Raw genomic sequence first — 17,907 nt, 5'->3', positions numbered from 1 at the left:
GGGCAATGAGTTCATGAAGCCGTAATCCGCAGGAGAGAGGCAGGTGGGTGCGGAACATGTCGAGCAGGGCGAGGGTGGCACGGCGGATCGCCGCCGGGGCGGCGTACGGCGGAGGCGGGATCGGACTGCTGGGCGCGGCCACGGTCGGGGTGCTTCTCGCCGAGGTGCAGATGGCGCGGCGACAGGTGGGCAACCACGGGGATCCCGTGCACGTGCCCTCGGCCGACGGGCTGTACGGCAGGGCGTACGCGGCCTCGCCCGCGGGCGAGGAGCCGCTGCGGTTCGCGATGCTCGGCGACTCCACGGCCGCGGGGCAGGGCGTGCACCGGGCGCGGCAGACGCCGGGGGCGCTGCTGGCCTCGGGGCTCGCGGCGGTCGCGGAGCGTGCGGTGGAGCTGCGGAACGTGGCGCTGCCCGGCGCGATGTCCGACGATCTGGACCGCCAGGTCGCGCTGATCCTCTCCGATCCCGGCTGGCAGCCGGACGTCTGCGTGATCATGATCGGCGCGAACGACGTCACCCATCGCATTCCGGCCACGAAGTCCGTACGGCATCTGTCGGCGGGCGTACGACGGCTGCGGACGGCCGGGGCGGAGGTCGTCGTCGGCACGTGCCCCGATCTCGGCTCGGTGGAGCCGGTGCAGCAGCCGCTGCGCTGGGTGGCCCGGCGGGCCTCGCGGCAGCTGGCGGCGGCGCAGACGATCGGCACGGTGGAGCAGGGCGGGCGGACGGTCTCGCTCGGCGACCTGCTGGGCCCCGAGTTCGCGGCGAACCCGCGCGAGCTGTTCGGCCCGGACAACTACCACCCCTCGGCGGAGGGCTATCAGACGGCCGCGATGGCGATCCTGCCCACGCTGTGCGCCACGCTGGGCCTGTGGCCCGAGGAGGAGCGCCCGGACGTGTCCCGCGCGGAGGGCTTCCTTCCGGTGGCCCGGGCCGCGGCGAAGGCGGTCGAGGAGGGCGGTACGGAGGTCACGGCCGTGATGCCCACGGGACCTCGCGGTCCCTGGGCCCTCCTGAAGCGCCGCCGCCGCCATCGTGTCCCTACGCAGGACCCGGTCCCGGCCAAGACAGGCCCCGGCACATCCAGCCCCTCCGGCGATTGAGGAGCGTCCCAAAACAAGCCCCTCCGGCGATTGAGGAGCGGGGTCCGGGGCGGAGCCCCGGGGGGCAACGCAAGAGGGCCTGCGGGCTCGTCGCCGCGTGACACGAGCGTCGCGCCTGGTCGCGCCCACGCGGCGGAGCCGCAGATCGATACGGCCCCGCGCCCCTTACGGGGCGATGGGTCCGCGCCCGGCCTCCAGGGCACCCCTACACGGCCCGACCGACGGAGTCCTGAGCAAGCGCTTAGAAAAATGCGGCGGGAGTCACACGGCCAGCCCGGTGACCCGAGCTGTACGTACAGGTAACTTCCCAGACGGTCCCGCCTGAAAAGGTCAACGAACCCTCTGGAGCCGTGATGCCCGAAGCAGTGATCGTCTCAGCCGCCCGCTCCCCCATCGGCCGCGCCTTCAAGGGCTCCCTGAAGGACCTGCGCCCCGACGACCTGACCGCCACGATCGTCCAGGCGGCCCTCGCCAAGGTCCCCGAGCTGGACCCGCGCGACATCGACGACCTCATGCTCGGCTGCGGCCTCCCCGGCGGCGAGCAGGGCAACAACCTGGGCCGCATCGTCGCCGTCCAGATGGGCATGGACCACCTCCCGGGCTGCACCATCACCCGCTACTGCTCCAGCTCCCTGCAGACGACCCGCATGGCGCTGCACGCGATCAAGGCCGGCGAGGGCGACGTCTTCATCTCGGCCGGTGTCGAGATGGTGTCCCGCTTCGTCAAGGGCAACTCGGACTCGCTCCCGGACACGCACAACCCGCTGTTCGCCGAAGCCGAGGCCCGCACCGCCGAGGTCGCCGCGCAGGAGAACACCTCCTGGCACGACCCGCGCGAGGACGGCCTGGTCCCGGACGCGTACATCGCGATGGGCCAGACCGCCGAGAACCTGGCCCGCCTCAAGGGCGTGACCCGCGCGGACATGGACGCGTTCGGCGTCCGCTCGCAGAACCGCGCCGAGGAAGCCATCAAGAACGGCTTCTGGGCCCGCGAGATCACCCCGGTCACCACCCCCGACGGCACCGTCGTCTCCGCCGACGACGGCCCGCGCGCCGGCGTCACGCTGGAGGGCGTCTCGGGCCTCAAGCCCGTCTTCCGCCCCGACGGCCTGGTCACGGCCGCCAACTGCTGCCCGCTGAACGACGGCGCCGCCGCCCTCGTGATCATGTCCGACACGAAGGCCCGCGAGCTCGGCCTGACCCCGCTGGCCCGCGTCGTCTCCACCGGCGTCTCCGGCCTGTCCCCCGAGATCATGGGCCTCGGCCCGGTCGAGGCGTCCAAGCGCGCGCTCAAGCTGGCCGGCCTGTCCGTCTCGGACATCGACCTGTTCGAGATCAACGAGGCCTTCGCCGCGCAGGTCATCCCGTCCGCCCGCGACCTGGGCATCGACGAGGACAAGCTGAACGTGAACGGTGGCGCCATCGCCGTCGGCCACCCCTTCGGCATGACCGGCGCCCGCATCACCGGCACGCTGATCAACAGCCTCCAGTTCCACGACAAGCAGTTCGGCCTGGAGACGATGTGCGTGGGCGGCGGCCAGGGCATGGCGATGGTCATCGAGCGCCTGAGCTGACCCGATCCGGCCCGGGGCGACCGGCGAAAACCGGCTGCGGAATCGTGATCCAATCTCCCCCAGGATGTGACATGCGTCTCGGGGGAGAAGGTTTTCGCAGGTCAGCCCCGTACCCAGGCCCTATGGGCGCTAAACAACCGGACAAAAGACCCGTCCTGTTCGTGACGTAATGCACTGACAGGTGGTTCGTCCAGGCTTCAAGCTGATGTAGTAAGTCGGGGGTCGACTTGAAACCGGGAGTACGTCTAGTGAGCGCCATCCCCTTTGCCCTGCTGCTCGCCACGGCCGCTGCCACGGCCGTCGGCGCCACCACCCTGCACAGCGTCCGTGGCCTGCGCCGGCAGATCGCGGAGCTCCAGGACGAGCTGGCCCGCGGCCGGGCCGCGACCACGCACCCCGGTGTCCCGTCGGCACGCACGACTCCCGACACCGAGGCGATACGCACCGCCGTCGCCGACGCCCTCGCCGAGGAGCGGGAGCGCGAGCTGGCGGAGGCGCGGGCGTTCTGGGCCGCGCAGGAGGCGCGGGACACCTCGGATCTGCCGCCGTTCCTGACCGGCGGCGCCGGCGCCCTGGGCGACGAGCTGTACCTGCCGCGCCAGGCCGACTTCGCGGGCCTCGAGCCGATCATCGAGCCCGCGCTCGAACCGGTCGAGCCGGCCCTGGAGGGCGACGACGAGTTCGCCGGGGAATCGCCCGAGCTGACCGCCGCGCGCCGCCGGCACCCCTCGCACCCCGACTTCGTGCCCGTGCAGTCCCCGATTTCCGGCGACCACGAGCGCACGGTGGCCTGTCTCGAAGAGCTGGCCCAGGCCCGCACGGCCCTCTCCGACGTCCGCCCGGGTCCGCTCGGCACGCTCGACGTCTACGTCTTCGCCGACGGCACGACGCTGTGCATGACCCCGGGCCACCGCGAGACCGCCGAACAGCTCGCCGCCGCCCTCCGTGACGGCCGCACCCCGTTCCTCCTGGGCGGCTCCGGCGTCTCCGGCGCCTACGCCCTCACCTTCGAATGCGGCCCCGACAGCGTCTACATCCTCGCGGACCGCGTCATAGCGTCGGCCTGAGCCCATCTCGCCTGCGGCTCCGGTGTGAGCCGACCACGCGCCGTAGCTCCGCCGCCCGGATCTCGACCACCGGCCGGTGGGGCTTCTCGCGCAGTTCCCCGCGCCCCTGACGAGGCTGCGCCTCATCGGGGAAATGCGACCCGAAGGGTCTGCATTTCAGGGGCGCGGGGAACTGCGCGACCAGCCCCCACCGGGCCCGCACCCGACGACGAACCCCTAAACCCCGGCCCGCTTCATCGCCGCGGCCACCAGATCGACCGCCTCCCCGACCTCCCGCTCCGTCCGGAGGACAACCGCCAGGTCCCGCCCCGCCACGGTCACCTGATCGGCCGCCGCGAACATCCCCGCGTCCGGCATCTCCCGAACCGCCGAACCGCCGGAGGCCCCCGCCCCCTCCAGCCGCTGGGCCCACCCGGAAAGCTCCCTGGCCAGCTCCAGCGCCTGCGCGGCGGCGCCCCGCTGCAACCGGCTCTGCGGCGCCGCCCGGAGCCGGTCGGCGAAGTGATCCACTGCTGAGGTCAACGGCGTCGTATCAAGCACGCCGCGACTGTAGCTGTTTACAAGCGGGCGGCGCTCGGGCACGGTTGCCTCAAGACCCGGCTACATCGAAGCGTTCCGGAGGCGCCGATGTCCCAAGTCTTCTCCGAGGAGACCCACCGCAATCTGATCGCCCGCATCCCCGAATGCACCGGTCGTGAAGTCGCCGACTGGATGGACACCGTAGAGAACGGCCCGAGCTTCCTTCGTTTCGAAGAGAAGGTGAACTGGCTGCGCGGGGAGCACAACCTCTCACACGGTCACGCCAAGGCGCTCATCCACGAATACGACCTGCGGCGTGCCGCACGCCGCTTCGGCTGACCCCCCACCCCCTCACCGACAAAAGGACCCGCGCACCTGAGGTGCGCGGGTCCTTCGACGGTTCACGATCGTCAGTCGTTGCCCTGCAGGATCGCGATGAGCCGCAGGAACTCCATGTAGATCCAGACCAGCGTCATGGTCAGACCGAACGCGGCGAGCCACGCCTCTTCCTTGGGCGCGCCGTACGCGATCCCGTCCTCGACCTGCTTGAAGTCCAGGGCCAGGAAGCACGCGCCGAGCAGGATGCCGACGATGCCGAACAGGATGCCGAGGCCGCCGCTGCGGAAGCCGAGACCGTCACCGCCGCCGAACACGGCGAACAGCAGGTTCACCGCCATCAGCAGGATGAAGCCCATCGCCGCGGCCATGACGAAGCCGTAGAAGCGGCGGTTCACGCGGATCCAGCCGGCCTTGTAGGCGATCAGGACCGCCGCGAAGACGGACATGGTGCCGATGACGGCCTGCATGGCCGCGCCGTCCGCGATCCAGTTGTCGACGATGCTGGAGACGACGCCGAGGAACACGCCCTCGAGGGCCGCGTACGCCAGGATGAGCGGCGGCGACGCCTTGCGCTTGAAGGCCTGGACGAAGCCCAGGACCATCGCGACGAGGCCGGCGCCGATCGCGATGCCGCGCGACGTGCCGATGTTCTCCGCGTCGACCGGCAGCAGCGCCCAGGCGAGCGCGGCGGTCACGATCAGCGTGCCGAGCGTGGTGGCCGTACGGACGACGACGTCGTCCATGGTCATACGGCCGGTGGTGGCGGGCGCCTGCGGAGCGCCGTACTGCAGGTCCTGCTGGGCGTAGGGGTTCTGCGCGTACGGGTTGCCGGCGGGGGCCTGGCCGTACGGATTGGCCTGCGTCCCGACCGCGGGTCCCCCGGCCTGCGACTGCCGCGCGTCGAACTGCGCATAGCCGTTGTCGCGGCTGAACCCCCGTCGCGAGAAGACCGGGTTGCTGCTCCTCATCTCACTCCTCCATGGCCACCGTGTATGGCCTTCCCACAAGAGTAATGGGCTGGCAAAGATCCGACCCTAGTGCTCAGGGAGGATCTTTCCCAGTCTGTTGTGAGGAACGCCCCGGAGCACCCCTGTGTTCCCCGGCCGGGAACACAGCGTGACCGGTGGTGAGAGGGGGAGGAGGTGCCCGGAACCGGACTTGAACCGGTACGCCCGCGAAGGGGCAGCGAGGTTTAAGCTCGCCGTGTCTGCATTCCACCATCCGGGCAGGCTGTGGGGCTCCGCGTCGACCTTCCGAGCCTATCCGGCGGCCTCCCCCGGCCGGCGGGGCTCCCTCGCGATGTTGTCTTATTTTATTGAGGTCTGAGGGTGCATCAGCCCCTGCATCGGCCCCTGACAGACGCCATCCGCACTTGCCACACGCCCTTCCCGCCGCAGGTGCGCGTCCACGTGGATTGACGGAATTTCACCTCAGGGGCGCGGCCGGGTGCGGCTCCGCCCGGCGGCTCAGGGTTCCGGGTCATCCCCAGGTATGACCCCGGGCCCCGCGGTCCGACTCCAGTCGCCCCCGGGAACGGGAGCAGCGGCTGACTTCCGGCCGGTGTTCCGCCGAGACGATGGAACGGTACCCAGCAGGCAGTTCCCCGTACCGACAGGAGCACCCTCCGTGACCACCATCTCTCTCGCCGACCGGACCGTGACAGCGGCCGCCCGCGCCACGGATCTGAGCAAGGTCTACGGACAGGGCGAGACCCAGGTGGTCGCGCTCGACCGGGTCTCCGTCGAGTTCCGGCAGGCCGAGTTCACCGCGATCATGGGCCCGTCCGGCTCCGGCAAGTCGACGCTGATGCACTGCGTCGCCGGTCTGGACACCTTCTCGTCCGGTTCGGTCCGCATCGGCGACACCGAGCTCGGCTCCCTCAAGGACAAGCAGCTCACCAAGCTGCGCCGGGACAAGATCGGCTTCATCTTCCAGGCGTTCAACCTGCTGCCGACGCTGACGGCGCTGGAGAACATCACGCTCCCCATGGACATCGCGGGCCGCAAGCCCGACAAGGCGTGGGTGGAGAACGTGATCCAGATGGTGGGCCTGTCCGGCCGCCTCGGGCACCGGCCCGCGCAGCTCTCCGGCGGCCAGCAGCAGCGCGTCGCCGTGGCCCGCGCGCTCGCCTCCAAGCCCGACATCATCTTCGGCGACGAGCCCACCGGAAACCTCGACTCGCGCTCCGGCGCGGAGGTCCTCGGCTTCCTGCGCAACTCGGTGCGCGAGCTCGGCCAGACCGTCGTCATGGTCACCCACGACCCGGTCGCCGCGGCGTACGCGGACCGCGTGATCTTCCTGGCCGACGGCCGCATCGTCGACGAGATGGCCGCCCCGACCGCCGACACGGTCCTGGACCGCATGAAGCGTTTCGACGCCAAGGGCCGCACCAGCTGACCGCGGGCCGCGCCCCGATCCCGTCCCGCCGAACCCAGGACTGACCCGAACCCATGTTCCGTACAAGCCTGCGCAGCGTGCTCGCGCACAAGGCCCGCCTGATGATGACCGTGCTGGCCGTCATGCTCGGCGTCGCCTTCGTCTCCGGCACCCTCGTCTTCACCAACACCATCTCCGGGGCCCTGGAGAAGAGCTCCGCCAAGGGCTTCGACCATGTCGACGTCGCCCTCACGCCCGGCGCGACCGCCGCGAAGGGCGACCAGGTCGGCAAGCCGGTGAAGCTCACCGACGCCACCCTGAAGAAGGCCGAGCGGGTGCCGGGCGCCGCCTCCGCGTACGGCGTGGTCAGCGGGTACGCGGCCGTCGCCGACCAGGACGGCAGGCTCGTCGGCAACGGCTTCTCCACCCAGGGCGGCAACTACTGGGGCGACGACGACGCCCGGTACCCCTTCACGTCCGGCAAGGCCCCGCACGGCGCGAACCAGGTCGCCCTCGACGCCGAGACCGCGAAGCGCGCCGGCTACAAGGTCGGCGACCAGGTCCGCATGTCCGTCGACGGCCCCGTCCTGACCCCGACCCTGACCGGCGTCTTCACCACCGACGACGGCAACGTCGCGGCCGGCGGCTCGCTCGCCCTGTTCGACACGGCGACCGCGCAGCAGCTCTTCCACAAGCCGGGCGCGTACGACGAGATCGACGTGAAGGCCGCCGCGGGCACCGGCCAGGAGCAGCTGAAGCGGAACGTCGACAAGGCGCTGGACGGCGCCGCCGTGCACACCGACACGGCGCGGCAGCTCGCCGACGACCAGGCCGAGGCCATCTCCTCGTCGATGAGCTCGATGAAGACGATGCTGCTGGTGTTCGCGGGCATCGCCCTGTTCGTCGGCATCTTCATCATCGCCAACACGTTCACGATGCTGGTCGCCCAGCGCACCAAGGAGCTGGCGCTGATGCGCGCGGTCGGCGCCTCGCGCCGGCAGGTGACGCGCTCGGTGCTGATCGAGGCGTTCTTCGTGGGCGCGGCCGCCGCGGTGACCGGTCTCGTCGTCGGCATCGGCATCGGCGCGGGCATGCGCTCCCTCATGGGCAGGACCGGCGCGATCATCCCGGACGGCCCGCTGGTCGTGTCGGTCGGCACGGTCGTCGCCTCGCTGCTCGTCGGTGTCGTGATCACGATGCTGGCCGCGTGGCTGCCGGGCCGCCGCGCCGCGAAGATCCCGCCGGTCGCCGCGATGAACGCGGTGCACGCCGCCCCGACCGCAAAGTCCCTGGTCCTGCGCAACACGCTGGGCGCGCTGGTCTCGGCCGCCGGTGTCACGGCGGTGCTGGCCGCGACGACGATGAGCGGCGACTCCGGTCAGCTCCCGATGGGCGCCGGCGCCGGACTCCTCGTCATCGGTGTCTTCATCCTGACGCCGCTGCTGTCCCGTCCGCTGATCGCGGCGGCGGCCCCGGCGCTGCGCGTGTTCGGCATCTCCGGCAAGCTGGCCCGCCTCAACTCGGTGCGCAATCCGCGCCGTACGGCCGCGACCGCCTCGGCGCTGATGATCGGGCTGACCCTGATCACGGGCCTCACGGTCATCGCGGGCAGCGTCCAGTCGGCGATCGACAAGATGGCCGCGGACTCCCTGAAGGCCGACTACGTGGTCTCCATGGCGAACGGGAACTTCCTGTCCCCCGACGTCCTGAAGACGCTGTCGAAGACGGACGGCGTCACCGCGACCAGCGGTCTGTCGAACTCCCCGTCCCGGATCGACGGCACCACCGAGTACCTGACGGGGGTCGACGGCCGCACGATCACGAAGCTGGCGGACCTGCCCGTGCGGGACGGCCGGTTCACGGTCGGCGGCACGGACGCCGTCGTCGACGACAAGACGGCCAAGGACCACGGCTGGAAGGCCGGTTCGACGTTCTCCGTAGCCTACGAGGACGGCAAGAAGCAGCGCCTGACGGTCGCGGGTGTCTACGAGGGCAACGAGATGATCCGGGGCATCATGCTCGACGCCCCGACGCTGAACCCGCACATGAGTGACGGCGCCTCGGACATGCAGGTGATGCTGAAGACGGCCGGCGGCCCGTCCGACGCCACCAAGGACAAGCTGACGAAGGCGCTCGGCGAGAACCCGGCGGTGAAGATCCAGGACCGCCAGGACCTGTCCAACGAGATCGCGCAGATGTTCACGCTGATGCTGAACATGCTCTACGGCCTGCTCGCGATGGCGGTGATCGTCGCCGTCCTCGGTGTCATCAACACCCTCGCCATGTCGGTCTTCGAGCGTCAGCAGGAGATCGGGATGCTCCGCGCGATCGGCATCGACCGCAAGGGCATCAAGCGCATGGTCCGCCTGGAGTCCCTGGTGATCTCCCTGTTCGGCGGGGTGCTCGGCATCGGCCTGGGCGTGTTCTTCGGCTGGGCCGCCGGACAGCTGATCGGCAACAGCATGTCGACGTACGCGCTGGTGCTGCCCTGGGGCCGGATGGGGATCTTCCTCGCGCTGGCCGCGGTGGTGGGCATCCTCGCGGCCCTGTGGCCGGCCCGCCGCGCCGCCCGCCTGAACATGCTGACGGCCATCAAGTCGGAGTAGTACGGGAGGGGTTACGCGAAGGGGGCGCCCGGTGACGAGGTCACCGGGCGCCCCCTTCCGTGTCCGCGGCTAGTTCCAGGTGCGGGCCCGCAGCGGCATCCCCGACGCCCCGGCGTCCGGGGTCTTCACAGCGAGGATCTGGTTGACGCCGATGCGGTTGCGCTCGAAGCTCAGGGCGCACGCGGCCATGTAGAGCCGCCAGACGCGGGCGCGGCCGGGGCTGACCAGCTTCTGGGCCTCGGACCAGTGGGCCTCCAGGTTGCGCACCCACTGGCGCAGGGTGAGGGCGTAGTGCTCGCGGATGGCCTCGATGTCGCGCACCTCGAACCCGGCGCGTTCCAGGAGGCCGGTGGTGGTGCCGACCGGGGCGAGTTCCCCGTCGGGGAAGACGTAGGCGTCGATGAACTCGTCGACGGAGTACGCCGATTCGTCGAGCTGGGGTCTGCGCGCGATCTGGTGGTTGAGCAGCCGCCCGCCGGGCTTGAGCAGCGCGTACAGGTCCTGGGCGTACTCCAGATAGCGCTCGGCGCCGACGTGCTCGGCCATGCCGACGGAGGAGATGGCGTCGTACGGGCCGTCCCGCACGTCGCGATAGTCCTGGACGCGGATCTCGACGCGGTCGGTGAGGCCCTCGTCGGCGACGCGCTTCCTGGCGTAGGCGGCCTGCTCCTGGGAGAGGGTGACGCCGACGACGGTGACGCCGTGCTCGCGGGCGGCGTGGATCGCCATGGAGCCCCAGCCGCAGCCGACGTCGAGAAGGCGCATGCCGGGCTTCAGGCCGAGCTTGCGGGAGACGAGTTCGAGCTTGTCGCGCTGGGCGTCCTCCAGGGTGGCGTCCGGGCTCTCCCAGTAGGCGCAGGAGTAGACCATGGAGGGGCCGAGGACGAGGGAGTAGAAGTCGTTGCCGACGTCGTAGTGGTGGCTGATGGCCTTCTTGTCGCTGCCCTTGGTGTGCCGGTGGAGGCGGCCGGTGGAGCGCATCTCCTCGGCGGGCGGCGCGGGCGGCGGGAACGGTCCGGCGAGCTTGACGAGCTCGGCGACGGCGGAGCGCACGGCGGGGTCCTTGAGGGCCTCGGCGAGGCTGCGGCGCTCGTCCTCGGGGCGCTCCCAGATGAGGTCGGACAGGGCGTCGAGCAGCTCGTACAGGTCGCCCTCGACGTCGAGGTCGCCGGCCACCCAGGCGCGGGCGAGGCCCAGCTCGCCCGGCTTCCACAGCAGGCGGCGCAGGGCGCGGCGATGGCGTACGGCGAGGACGGGGGCGTCCGGGGGCCCGGCTTCCGAGCCGTCCCAGGCGCGCAGCCGCACCGGGAGTTCGGCGCCGATGAGCTTTTCGGCGAGGTTCTTCAGCCGCTGTGCGGCGTCCTGCATGGCGCACACCTCCGTGAAGCGGGGGGTTCCCGGAACGGACCGAGCTGTACGGTCCGGCACTTACGTAAACACCACGTACCCGGTACGGCAGTCCCGTCTCCGCGTCACGGATGAGCAAAATGCATGTAGCCGCCATGTAAACCGGTGCGAAAACGCCCGAAGGGGCCGCCCGCACCACGGATGGCGGACGACCCCTTCGGGCGTGAACTACCGGCGGGTCAGGAGGCCTTGGCCTTCTCCTCGACCTTCTTCTCCTCGGCCTTGGCGGGAGCCGGGGCCGGCTTGGCGGCCTCGTAGAACTCCTCGCGCGGGGTCTCGAGGGCGCCCAGGGCGGTGATGTCGCGCTTCTGGAACATGTTGATCGTCCACTCGGCGATCACCCGGATCTTGCGGTTCCAGGTCGGCATGGCCAGACCGTGGTAGCCACGGTGCATGTACCAGGCGAGACGGCCCTTGAGCTTGATCTTCATCTTGCCCATGACGATCATCGCGACGCCCTTGTGCAGGCCGAGACCCGCGACGGCGCCCTTGTTGCTGTGGCTGTACTCCTTCTGCGGGAAGCCCCGCATGCCGGAGACCACGTTGTCGCCGAGGACCTTGGCCTGGCGCATGGCGTGCTGCGCGTTCGGCGGGCACCAGGCGTTCTCGTTGCCCGCCTTGCGGCCGACGAGGTCCGGAACCTGGGCGTTGTCGCCCGCGGCCCAGATGTAGTCGCTGCCCTGGACCTGGAGGGTCGCCTGGGTGTCGACGTGGCCGCGGGGGCCGAGCGGCAGGCCGAAGCGGGCCAGCGCCGGGTTCGGCTTCACACCGGCGGTCCACACGATCGTGTTGGCGTCGACCTCGAGGCCGTTGCTCAGCACGACGTGGCCGTCGACGCAGGAGGGCATGGTGGTCTTCAGGTAGACCTCGATGCCGCGGGACTCCAGGTGCTTGCGGCCGTAGGTGCCCAGGTCGGGACCGACCTCCGGGAGCACCTTGTCGGCGGCGTCGACGAGCACGAAGCGCATGTCCTCGCGCTTCACGTTCTTGTAGAACTTGGCCGCGTCGCGCGCCAGGTCCTCGACCTCACCGATCGTCTCGGCGCCCGCGAAGCCACCGCCGACGAAGACGAAGGTGAGCGCCTTGCGGCGGATCTCCTCGTCCGTCGTGGACTCGGCCTTGTCGAGCTGCTCGAGCACGTGGTTGCGCAGGCCGATGGCCTCCTCGACGCCCTTCATGCCGATGCCCTGCTCGGCGAGGCCGGGGGTCGGGAAGGTGCGGGAGACCGCGCCGAGCGCGATCACCAGGTAGTCGAAGGGCACCTCGTACGCCTCACCGACGAGCGGCGAGACCGTGGCGACCTTGCGGTCCTGGTCGATGTTGGTCACGCGGCCGGTGAGAATCTCGGCGCCCGGCACAGCGCGTCGCAGCGGGACGACGACATTGCGCGGCGAGATGCTGCCGGCGGCGGTCTCGGGGAGGAAGGGCTGGTACGTCATGTACGAGCGCGGGTCGACGACCGTGACGGTCGCTTCCGCGTATCGCATCTTCTTGAGGATGCGACGCGCTGCGTACAGGCCTACGTACCCACCCCCGACAATGAGGATCCTGGGACGCTCCGTGGTGCTCATGCCATCGAGTATCCACCCGACTGGAGGGGGTCGCTCGTGCGCCCCTTCACAAGGTTGGGTGGGGGCTCTGCTACACTGCGCCGCCCACGTGACCCATGTCATGGTCCCCGAGGGGAACCACGGGGTGCCGCCGGTCGTTGCTCACCCCCTTTGAGCAGCCACGGTGAGCCCCCCAGGGCGATGGACCACTTACCGGCCCCGCCCCTGCGCCCGCCTCGGAAAGCAAGGCATTCACGCGTTCCCAGAGGCGTTTGGCCGCCCCGAACGGGCCTATGGACCCGAAACCGCGCCCCACGGGACCGAAATCCTTGTGAAGAAGTTCACGAACTTTCTCGAAGGCGTGTCGCCGGGGCGTGTCGGGGCGCTCGTCCGAGCGCTCGGGAGACACCCGGAACGCTCGGTTGAGCCCCTCGTGGAACGGGCCGTGGGCGGCCTCGTCTCAGGCCACGCTCCAGGCGATACCGTCCAGGATGTCGTGCTCCGAGACGACGACCTCGCGGGCCCCGACATGCTCCATGATCAGCCGCAGCACGAGCGCGCCGGCGGCGATGACATCGACCCGTCCCGGGTGGATGACCGGCTTCAGGGCGCGCTGGTCGTGCGTCGACGTCAGCAGCCAGTCGGTCAGCTCGGCGACCCGCTCGTAGGAGATCCGCGCGTGGTGGATCGCCGTCCAGTCGTACTCGCTCAGGCCGAGCGCGAGCGCGGCCACCGTCGTCACCGAACCGGCGAGACCGACCAGCGTGCCCGCCTCGTCGATCGGGACCGTGCCCGCCACCAGGTCCAGGGCCGCCGCGATGTCCTCGCGGATCGCCTCGATCTGGGCCGGCGAGGGCGGGTCCGTCACCGTGCCGTCCGCGCCGACGAGATGACGCTCGGTCATCCGCACGCAGCCGATGTCCACGGAACGCGCGCCGCGCACCGCGTCGTCGCCCACGACGAACTCGGTGGAGCCGCCGCCGATGTCCACGACCAGGTACGGCCGGTCCAGGTCGGCGCGGCCGGTGAGCTCCTTGGTCGCGCCCGTGAAGGAGAGCTGCGCCTCCTCGTCACCGGTGATGACCTCGGGCTCGACGCCCAGGATCTCGACGACGCCCCGGACGAAGTCGTCCCGGTTCTCGGCGTCGCGCGAGGCGGAGGTCGCCACGAAGCGGAGCTTCTCGGCCCCGTGCTTCTTGATGATCCCGGCGTACTCGCGGCACGCGGCGAACGTCCGCTCCAGCGCCTCGGGGGCGAGCCGGCCGGTGCGGTCGACGCCCTGGCCGAGCCGCACGATCGTCATCCGGCGGTCCAGGTCGACGATCTCGCCCGTCTCCGGGTCCGCGTCCGCGACGAGCAGCCGGATCGAGTTCGTACCGCAGTCGATGGCGGCGACGCGGGTCACTTGGCGTCCTCCTCCTTCGGCGCGCACGGGGTCACGCACGGGCCCTTGCGCCACCACTCGGGCAGCATCGCGATGGCCTCGTCGCCCAGCGGGTTCACGCCGGGGCCCGCGACCAGGGAGTGCCCCACCAGGACGTGCAGGCACTTCACGCGGTCGGGCATGCCGCCGGCGCTCGGGAAGCCCTCCAGGACCTCGATGGCGTCACGGCGCGCGATGTAGTCCTCGTGCGCGGCGCGGTACTGCTCCGCGAGCTCCGGGTCCGTCGCGAGACGCTCCGTCATCTCCTTCATCACGCCGTTGGCCTCGAGGGTGCCGATGGCGGAGGCTGCGCGCGGGCACGTCAGGTAGTACGTCGTGGGGAACGGCGTGCCGTCCTCCAGGCGCGGGGCCGTCTCGACCACGTCCGGGTTGCCGCACGGGCAGCGGTGCGCGATGGCCCGCAGACCACGCGGCGGGCGGCCCAGCTGCTCCTGGAACGCGTGGATGTCGGCGTCCGTGGGCGTGGTGGGCTCGGTCTGCGGCGGAGGCGTTTCCATGACTGAGTTCGCGTCGTCTTTCGTCTACGGGCTTACGGGTCTACGAGTGTGCTGGTCTACGGGGCCGGGACGTCAGCGGTCCGCGCGGTCGGCCTGGTCGACGCCGTCCCACACGTTCGAGTACCAGGGGCGGTCGGCCTCGCCCTGTTCGGCACGGCCGGTGGTGGTGGAGCGCGGGTCGGGCACGATGTAACCGGTCTCGCCGGGCAGCACCAGATGCAGGCGCTCACGGATCCGCTGCTCCGCGTACGCGTCGTCCTGCCAGCGCGCCTTCTCGTCGCGCAGCCGGTCCACCCGCTGCTTCGCCTCCTGCTGCTTGCGCTGCAGGTCGGCGATCTCGCCGCGCTGGGACACGTACTGCCTTATCGGGTACGCGAGCGCGACGATGAGGGTGCACAGGACGAGGGCGAGCAGCGCCGCGCGGCCGGTGAGCCGGGAGCGGCGGGCCTGCCGCTTGTTCTGCGAGCGGTACACGCGCTCGGCGGTCTGCTCGCCGAGCGCGCGCAGGCGGGTGGCCGTGGAGAAGCGGGCCGAGTCGAACTGGCCCCTGCTGCGGAGCTTTCCCGGCATCGGATCTCCCGCCTCTCCCTGCCTTCACGTGCGTACGTCCCCGCACACGGTACGGGACCGAGTGCGGGGACGTACGCAACTACCGCGTCGGCGGGGATCAGCCCTTGAAGCGCGGGAACGCGCTGCGGCCGGCGTACACCGCGGCGTCGTCGAGGATCTCCTCGATGCGCAGCAGCTGGTTGTACTTGGCGACGCGCTCGGAGCGGGCCGGGGCGCCGGTCTTGATCTGGCCGCAGTTGGTGGCGACGGCGAGGTCGGCGATGGTGACGTCCTCGGTCTCGCCGGAGCGGTGGGACATCATGCACTTGAAGCCGCTGCGCTGGGCGAGCTCGACGGCGTCCAGGGTCTCGGTGAGCGAACCGATCTGGTTCACCTTCACGAGCAGGGCGTTGGCCGAGTTCTCCTCGATGCCGCGGGCGAGGCGCTCCGGGTTGGTGACGAACAGGTCGTCACCGACGAGCTGGACCTTGTCACCGAGCTTCTCGGTGATGACGTTCCAGCCGGCCCAGTCGTCCTCGAACAGCGGGTCCTCGATGGAGACGAGCGGGTAGGCCGCGACGAGCTCCTCGTAGTACTCCGTCATCTCGGCGGCGGAGCGCTCCTTGCCCTCGAAGAGGTACTTGCCGTCCTTGTAGAACTCGGAGGCGGCGACGTCGAGCGCGAGGGCGACCTGCTGGCCGGGGATGTAGCCGGCCTCCTTGATGGCCTCGAGGATGAGGTCGAGGGCCTCACGGTTCGAGCCGAGGTTCGGGGCGAAGCCGCCCTCGTCGCCGAGGCCGGTGGCCAGACCCTTGCTCTTCAGGACCTTCTTGAGGGTGTGGTAGACCTCGGTGCCCCAGCGCAGCGCCTCGGAGAAGGACTCCGCGCCGATCGGGGCGATCATGAACTCCTGGATGTCGACGTTGGAGTCGGCGTGCGACCCACCGTTCAGGATGTTCATCATCGGGACGGGCAGCAGGTGCGCGTTCGGACCGCCGAGGTAGCGGAACAGCGGCAGGTCGCTGGCCTCGGAGGCGGCGTGGGCGACAGCGAGCGAGACGCCGAGGATGGCGTTGGCGCCGAGGGAGCCCTTGTTGTCGGTGGCGTCCAGGTCGAACATGGCCTGGTCGATCAGGCGCTGCTCGGTGGCGTCGTAGCCGACCAGCTCCGGGCCGATCTGCTCGATGACGGCGAGGACGGCCTTCTCGACACCCTTGCCCTGGTAGCGGTTCGGGTCACCGTCGCGGAGTTCGATGGCCTCGAAGGCGCCGGTGGAAGCGCCGGACGGGACAGCAGCACGACCCGTGCTGCCGTCGTCGAGGCCGACCTCGACCTCGACCGTGGGGTTGCCTCGGGAGTCCAGGATTTCCCGGGCTACGACGACGTCGATGGACGGCACGAGCATCTCCTTCTGGGATGTGACGCGGGCTGTGCGGGGCCGCGGTGCGCGGTTCCGCATGGCTTGAGCCTAACCGCACGCGGGCCATCGGCCAGCCGACCGCCCGTCTCTTGGACTCTGCCGTGAGCGAAATGTTTCCGACGGGAACAAATACCGCCGGTGGTTCGCGGGTGAACGGTCCGTCAGGGGTGGCTCGGTTTCGTCGCGGGGCGCGGGCCGGTGGGGGCTGATCGCGCAGTTCCCCGCGCCCCTGGAAGGCTGCGGCTTCGCCGCGCCTTCCCCAGATGAAAGGCACCCCGCACCTCGATCGGGGAAATGCGCCCGAAGGGCATGCATTTCAGGGGCGCGGGGAACTGCGCGACCAGCCCCCACCGGGCGGCAGACGGTGAACGCACGGAACCTCCCACCCCGGAAGCCGGGGCAGGAGGTCCACATGACGAGCGGCCGGCGACTCGGCGTCCGCCGATGCCGAGTGCGGGGGGCGCTCCCCTATATAAGGGGCGCGGCTTACTTCAGGTGGAGCTGCTGACCCGGGTAGATCAGGTCCGCGTCCTGAACGATGTCGTCGTTCAGCTTGAAGAGCTTCTGCCAGGTCGTGTGGTGCGCCTCGGCGATCGTGCTGAGGGAGTCACCCTTCTTGACCTTGTACTCGCCGTCACCCTTGGCGACCTTCTTGCCGGTCGGCGTGGTGACGGTCTTCTTCGGCGCGGCCTTCGGGGCCTGGCGCTCCTGCGAGCGGTTGGCCGGCTGCTCGACCTTGCGCTCGGGCTGCGGCTGCGTCTGCTGCTGGGTGGGGGCCGGGGCCGGGTTCGACGTCGAGGCGCCGGACAGGCCGACACCGCAGGACGGCCAGGCGCCCTTGCCCTGGGAGGCGAGGACCTTCTCGGCGACAGCTATCTGCTGCGCCTTGGAGGCCTGGTCGGCGGTGGAGGCGTAAGCGGTGCCGCCGTACGCGGCCCACGTGGAGGCGGAGAACTGCAGGCCGCCGTAGTAGCCGTTGCCGGTGTTGATCGACCAGTTGCCGCCGGACTCGCACTGGGCGACGGCGTCCCACTCGGAGGTGGTGGCGGCGGAGGCGCCGGTGGCACCCATCAGCGGAACGGCGACGGCGGCACCGGTGACACCGGCGAGCGTGGCGACACGGACGGCCTTGGACGGGCGGCGGTGCTTGCCCTTGCTGGAGAACAGCATGGAGAGATCCCCTCACCGACGCCTACGAGGTGAGCTGTCGGGTTCGGGCCAGTGAGTGCCCGGCCGCGCAACCTAGTGCGCGGCTTAACCCCAAGCCGTACCGGACTATCGCTTTCCGGACGGCGCCTACCTTGGGTCCCCCGCTCCTGCCCACGGCGCTGACGCGTCGACTGTTCCCGTACGGAGGTTGGCAGGATTCGGCGTGACATCCGTCGGGGCCCGCTGTGGCGAGCGGTCAGACCGTACGCAGCCGATCCGGCGGTTTTCAAAGCGGATCAGGCCC

At 70.5% G+C, this 17,907-nt stretch carries 15 protein-coding genes, 1 tRNA gene and 1 riboswitch; of the genes, 6 read left to right on the top strand and 10 right to left on the bottom strand.

What is annotated here, in order from left to right; all coding sequences use genetic code 11:
* The first annotated feature begins 56 nt into the window (after positions 1–56).
* The 3 genes from ACZ4E1_RS33225 to ACZ4E1_RS33215 all read left to right on the top strand — a co-directional run bounded on the left by ACZ4E1_RS33225 (position 57) and on the right by ACZ4E1_RS33215 (position 3,747).
* Entirely contained in the window at positions 57–1,106 is a 1,050-nt protein-coding gene (locus tag ACZ4E1_RS33225) for an SGNH/GDSL hydrolase family protein (protein ID WP_467546522.1), read from the top strand.
* A gap of 353 nt (positions 1,107–1,459) precedes the next feature.
* Complete coding sequence (locus tag ACZ4E1_RS33220; RefSeq protein WP_467546520.1) at positions 1,460–2,680, top strand: acetyl-CoA C-acetyltransferase; 1,221 nt, start codon at positions 1,460–1,462, stop codon at positions 2,678–2,680.
* Positions 2,681–2,937: 257 nt separating this feature from the next.
* Positions 2,938–3,747 (top strand): hypothetical protein, encoded by an 810-nt coding sequence (locus ACZ4E1_RS33215; protein ID WP_467546594.1) that lies wholly within the window; start codon positions 2,938–2,940, stop codon positions 3,745–3,747.
* A gap of 216 nt (positions 3,748–3,963) precedes the next feature.
* Here ACZ4E1_RS33215 and ACZ4E1_RS33210 read toward each other — a convergent pair whose 3' ends face one another.
* A complete protein-coding gene (locus tag ACZ4E1_RS33210) occupies positions 3,964–4,287 on the bottom strand; it encodes a hypothetical protein (RefSeq protein ID WP_467546518.1) in 324 nt (107 codons plus the stop codon).
* 87 nt (positions 4,288–4,374) lie between these two features.
* Here ACZ4E1_RS33210 and ACZ4E1_RS33205 point away from each other — a divergent pair, with 87 nt between their 5' ends.
* The gene (locus ACZ4E1_RS33205) at positions 4,375–4,605 is read left to right on the top strand and encodes a DUF4287 domain-containing protein (RefSeq protein ID WP_467546516.1); all 231 of its coding nucleotides are present in this window, start codon (positions 4,375–4,377) and stop codon (positions 4,603–4,605) included.
* Positions 4,606–4,676: 71 nt separating this feature from the next.
* On the opposite strand, the gene ACZ4E1_RS33200 is transcribed toward ACZ4E1_RS33205, so the two are convergent.
* Both ACZ4E1_RS33200 and ACZ4E1_RS33195 read right to left on the bottom strand, forming a co-directional pair.
* Positions 4,677–5,573 (bottom strand): Bax inhibitor-1/YccA family protein, encoded by an 897-nt coding sequence (locus ACZ4E1_RS33200; protein ID WP_467546514.1) that lies wholly within the window; start codon positions 5,571–5,573, stop codon positions 4,677–4,679.
* A 175-nt stretch (positions 5,574–5,748) separates the two neighbouring features.
* Positions 5,749–5,832: transfer RNA gene (locus ACZ4E1_RS33195), tRNA-Leu, on the bottom strand.
* Positions 5,833–6,231: 399 nt separating this feature from the next.
* Here ACZ4E1_RS33195 and ACZ4E1_RS33190 point away from each other — a divergent pair.
* Positions 6,232–7,002 carry an ABC transporter ATP-binding protein gene (locus tag ACZ4E1_RS33190; RefSeq protein WP_467546512.1) on the top strand — a complete coding sequence of 257 codons (771 nt, stop codon included), beginning with the start codon at positions 6,232–6,234 and terminating at the stop codon, positions 7,000–7,002.
* A gap of 53 nt (positions 7,003–7,055) precedes the next feature.
* Positions 7,056–9,587, top strand: coding sequence for an ABC transporter permease (locus ACZ4E1_RS33185; RefSeq protein WP_467546510.1), 2,532 nt, complete (start codon positions 7,056–7,058; stop codon positions 9,585–9,587).
* A gap of 69 nt (positions 9,588–9,656) precedes the next feature.
* Here the strand turns inward: ACZ4E1_RS33185 and ACZ4E1_RS33180 are convergent, their stop codons facing one another.
* The 7 genes from ACZ4E1_RS33180 to ACZ4E1_RS33150 all read right to left on the bottom strand — a co-directional run bounded on the left by ACZ4E1_RS33180 (position 9,657) and on the right by ACZ4E1_RS33150 (position 17,624).
* Positions 9,657–10,955, bottom strand: a complete 1,299-nt coding sequence (locus tag ACZ4E1_RS33180) for a class I SAM-dependent methyltransferase (protein ID WP_467546508.1) — start codon at positions 10,953–10,955, stop codon at positions 9,657–9,659.
* Between the two features lie 218 nt (positions 10,956–11,173).
* Complete coding sequence (locus tag ACZ4E1_RS33175) at positions 11,174–12,565, bottom strand: NAD(P)/FAD-dependent oxidoreductase (RefSeq protein ID WP_467546507.1); 1,392 nt, start codon at positions 12,563–12,565, stop codon at positions 11,174–11,176.
* 439 nt (positions 12,566–13,004) lie between these two features.
* A complete protein-coding gene (locus tag ACZ4E1_RS33170; protein ID WP_467546505.1) occupies positions 13,005–13,949 on the bottom strand; it encodes a Ppx/GppA phosphatase family protein in 945 nt (314 codons plus the stop codon).
* Complete coding sequence (locus ACZ4E1_RS33165; RefSeq protein ID WP_467546503.1) at positions 13,946–14,485, bottom strand: DUF501 domain-containing protein; 540 nt, start codon at positions 14,483–14,485, stop codon at positions 13,946–13,948. Before ACZ4E1_RS33165 ends, ACZ4E1_RS33170 begins: the two co-directional genes overlap by 4 nt.
* 72 nt (positions 14,486–14,557) lie before the next feature.
* Positions 14,558–15,055 (bottom strand): FtsB family cell division protein, encoded by a 498-nt coding sequence (locus ACZ4E1_RS33160; RefSeq protein WP_467546501.1) that lies wholly within the window; start codon positions 15,053–15,055, stop codon positions 14,558–14,560.
* Positions 15,056–15,152: 97 nt separating this feature from the next.
* Entirely contained in the window at positions 15,153–16,433 is a 1,281-nt protein-coding gene (gene eno, locus ACZ4E1_RS33155) for a phosphopyruvate hydratase (protein WP_467546499.1), read from the bottom strand.
* 507 nt (positions 16,434–16,940) lie between these two features.
* The gene (locus ACZ4E1_RS33150; protein ID WP_467546497.1) at positions 16,941–17,624 is read right to left on the bottom strand and encodes a transglycosylase family protein; all 684 of its coding nucleotides are present in this window, start codon (positions 17,622–17,624) and stop codon (positions 16,941–16,943) included.
* A 4-nt stretch (positions 17,625–17,628) separates the two neighbouring features.
* Positions 17,629–17,792: riboswitch (cyclic di-AMP (ydaO/yuaA leader) on the bottom strand.
* Positions 17,793–17,907: the final 115 nt, after the last annotated feature.

It is taken from the genome of Streptomyces sp. NPDC025806 (genome assembly GCF_055558275.1).
The sequence above is the reverse complement of the archived record's forward strand: the minus strand, read 5'-3'. Positions and strand labels throughout refer to the sequence as shown.

Bases quoted from the DNA above. Each gene is read 5' to 3' on its own strand.
- ACZ4E1_RS33165 (WP_467546503.1), bottom strand. From the start codon at position 14,485: ATGGAAACGCCTCCGCCGCAGACCGAGCCCACCACGCCCACGGACGCC.
- ACZ4E1_RS33225 (WP_467546522.1), top strand. From the start codon at position 57: ATGTCGAGCAGGGCGAGGGTGGCACGGCGGATCGCCGCCGGGGCGGCG.
- ACZ4E1_RS33175 (WP_467546507.1), bottom strand. From the start codon at position 12,565: ATGAGCACCACGGAGCGTCCCAGGATCCTCATTGTCGGGGGTGGGTAC.
- ACZ4E1_RS33205 (WP_467546516.1), top strand. From the start codon at position 4,375: ATGTCCCAAGTCTTCTCCGAGGAGACCCACCGCAATCTGATCGCCCGC.
- ACZ4E1_RS33180 (WP_467546508.1), bottom strand. From the start codon at position 10,955: ATGCAGGACGCCGCACAGCGGCTGAAGAACCTCGCCGAAAAGCTCATC.
- ACZ4E1_RS33185 (WP_467546510.1), top strand. From the start codon at position 7,056: ATGTTCCGTACAAGCCTGCGCAGCGTGCTCGCGCACAAGGCCCGCCTG.
- ACZ4E1_RS33220 (WP_467546520.1), top strand. From the start codon at position 1,460: ATGCCCGAAGCAGTGATCGTCTCAGCCGCCCGCTCCCCCATCGGCCGC.
- ACZ4E1_RS33150 (WP_467546497.1), bottom strand. From the start codon at position 17,624: ATGCTGTTCTCCAGCAAGGGCAAGCACCGCCGCCCGTCCAAGGCCGTC.
- ACZ4E1_RS33200 (WP_467546514.1), bottom strand. From the start codon at position 5,573: ATGAGGAGCAGCAACCCGGTCTTCTCGCGACGGGGGTTCAGCCGCGAC.
- ACZ4E1_RS33160 (WP_467546501.1), bottom strand. From the start codon at position 15,055: ATGCCGGGAAAGCTCCGCAGCAGGGGCCAGTTCGACTCGGCCCGCTTC.